Genomic DNA, 3,040 nt, shown 5'->3' on the forward strand with positions numbered 1-3,040 from the left:
TGCCTGTAATTTAGTAACTTAACCCAATGAGTAATACTAATTCGCTTAATTAAATGATCTATTTTGAGGGCGGAAAAACGTGTTGATAGCTAGGCAAAAAATTCGCTATTTAGTTGTTCTCAGCAATTGCTCCTGCATTGCTCTACCTTCTGCATCCATGCAGTCATAAATGAGAGTTTTTTAACGCAGGTAGCGACATGTTTAGCCCCGCAAAATGATTAAGTATTATTGCACATTGGTATAATACTTAATAAGGTTATAAAGCCTAAAAACACAGGTGTGAATGAGTGAAATGTATTTGGCTGCATTTTTTTGTTGAATCACCGCAGTTTCCTCATTATAAAAAATTTAGTTGATATAATTTATATAATTAAGGCGTTTGTTAGAGAATTTTATGTTTGCAAGTTTACTCATTTTATCTGCAAGTGTGGCGTATGACGCACACTTACCTCCACTCATTGAGTGGCAGGGGAAAAGCGTAGAGCTTTTACAAAAACAAGGGCCGTTAACTACTGACTTTGAGTTATCTGCAGGTGAAGCGTCGCCCGATTATGCAAATACAATGGCATTTGTAGATAGGTTAGTTGCTGCAAACCCTACTCAGTTTCAATCTCAAACCATTGGCTATAGTAATAGTAAGCGTGCAATAAAAATGCTAATTGCCAGTGAGCAAGGTTTTTTTGAAGCAAGGCAAATGGCTAATAGCACTAAGCCAACTATTTTTATCCAGGCAGGAATACATTCTGGTGAAATAGACGGTAAAGATGCCATGTTTATGTTACTCAGAGATATAGCGACGGGTAAGCGCCGTGACATTTTAAAAAAGGTAAACATATTATTTATTCCTATTTTAAATGTAGATGGCCACGAACGTAGCAGTGCATTCAATCGCATTAATCAACGGGGCCCTGCAAAAATGGGCTTTAGAACAAATGCTAATAACCTTAATTTAAATCGTGATTTTACTAAATTAGATACCCCAGAAGTTAGAAGTGTTTTAAAGGTTATTAACGACTACAACCCAAATTTATACATTGATGTACACGTTACCGACGGCGCAGATTACCAATACGATGTGACTTATGGTTACAATCCGGTATTTTCGAGCGAATCGCCTGCGGTATCAGATACATTAAACCAGTTTTTTAAACCTCTCATTGACGATACGCTAGCGAAGCAAGGACACATCCCAGGACCACTTGTTTTTGTTATGGACAAGCGCGACTTTAAAAAAGGGTTAGCGGGCTGGGTTGCTACGCCACGTTTTTCAAATGGTTGGGGGGATTTAAAGTCATTGCCGACTATTTTAGTCGAAAATCATTCATTGAAGCCTTACAAGCAACGTGTATTGGGAACTTATGTATTTTTAGATGGTGCTATTACTGCGCTATCAAAGCACAGTCATGAATTAGCTAATGCAGTAAAAAAAGAACAAGAATTTGTTCCTAAACAGTTAATAGTAAAGCGTGGCTATGCCAAGCAAGCTGATACGATTGCGCAGTTTAAAGGTATTGAATATTCATCAAGCATGAATTCACTTTCGGGTCAAAATGAAGTGAAGTATTTGGGTAAAGCACATACATATACTGACTTACCTATTTATTGGCAAAAAGATGTACAACATACAGTTGAAGTACCTAAAGCTTTTTTTATTCCGCCTGTATATAGCAACATTATTGAGAAACTAAAGTTACATGGTGTCTCTATTAATAAACTTGAAGGGGCAAATACACAGCCTTTGAAAGTTGCAAAGGTGGCTGACTACACGTTTGATAAAGCACCATTTGAAGGGCGTTTTAGAGTATCAGCAACTTTTGATTACGTCCCTGCTATAAATGTAGATTTAGATGGTTGGTATCAAGTCAATACTCAACAAAAAGCAGGTGAGCTTGCTGTGCATTTATTGCACCCAGAAGCTCCTGATTCATTTTTTGCGTGGGGTGAGTTTAATACTATTTTTCAGCGTACCGAGTACATGGAAAACTATGCGCTAATTCCGTATGCACGCCAAATGCTAAAAGATAACCCAAAGCTTGCGCTTAAGTTTGATGAAAAACTTAAAGATAAATCATTCGCGAGTGACGCAGAAGCTCGATTAAACTGGTTATATGAACAAAGTCCATTTTATGATCAAGCGTACTTAAAGTATCCAATACTTATGTCATTCGAAGAAGAAGTTGTTATTCCAGATCAAAAAAGTAAAGAAATTTAATATGGAAATCATAACTATACCTGTCACTGCCTTTGCACAAAACAGCCGTATTATTTGGTGTAGCGAAACTAAACACGCTGTGGTTATCGACCCAGGTGGCGACACTGATAAAATAATAACGGTCCTTAATGAGCATAAACTAGCATTAAGTGCTATTTGGTTAACGCACGGGCATTTAGATCATGTGGGTGGGGCTGATATTTTACGAAATCAATTTAACGTACAAATTATTGGTCCACAAAAAGATGAGTACTTTTGGTTTGAAAACTTACCTATGCAAGCACAGATGTTTGGATTTAAACCCATTGAACCGTTTTATCCGGATATTTGGCTAAACCATAATGACACCGTGAGCGTAGGTAAACTTAGCTTTTTAGTGAAACATTGCCCGGGGCATACACCCGGTCATATAGTGTTTTACCAACCAGACTATGAGTGCGTTATTGTCGGTGACGTTATTTTTAAAGGCTCAGTAGGGCGCACTGACTTTCCTAAGGGGAACAGTGAACAACTTATAGAGTCGATTAAGACGCATATTTTAACCTTACCTGATAATACTAAAATATTGGCAGGACATGGTAGCGACACTACGGTGGGGTTTGAAAAGAAAACAAATCCTTTTGTAAGTGGTAAGTTTGGTTAAGTTGCTTATTTTAAGTTTACAAACTGCATAAACATTAAAAATAAGCAGACTGAGTTTTAAAATGGTTGTATAATTTAACCAGTTTATTTGATAAATAAGAAATAAAATGTCTCTAAATCACGTAGATCGCCAAATATTGGCACTTTTACAACAAGATGCTAGTTTATCAACCGCAGAAATTGCAG

Annotated in this window: 3 protein-coding genes; all 3 read left to right on the forward strand. The window is 37.1% G+C overall.

The window, feature by feature from the left end:
* Nucleotides 1-394: 394 nt before the first annotated feature.
* Nucleotides 395-2,212 carry a M14 family metallopeptidase gene (locus H5072_RS15660; RefSeq protein ID WP_182674173.1) on the forward strand — a complete coding sequence of 606 codons (1,818 nt, stop codon included), beginning with the start codon at nucleotides 395-397 and terminating at the stop codon, nucleotides 2,210-2,212.
* Nucleotide 2,213: 1 nt separating this feature from the next.
* Nucleotides 2,214-2,855, forward strand: a complete 642-nt coding sequence (locus H5072_RS15665; protein ID WP_182694046.1) for an MBL fold metallo-hydrolase — start codon at nucleotides 2,214-2,216, stop codon at nucleotides 2,853-2,855.
* Between the two features lie 106 nt (nucleotides 2,856-2,961).
* On the forward strand, nucleotides 2,962-3,040 hold a 79-nt coding region (locus H5072_RS15670; protein ID WP_182694047.1), incomplete at its 3' end, for an AsnC family transcriptional regulator.

This window comes from Pseudoalteromonas sp. SR45-5 (assembly GCF_014163565.1).
GTDB lineage: Bacteria > Pseudomonadota > Gammaproteobacteria > Enterobacterales > Alteromonadaceae > Pseudoalteromonas > Pseudoalteromonas distincta.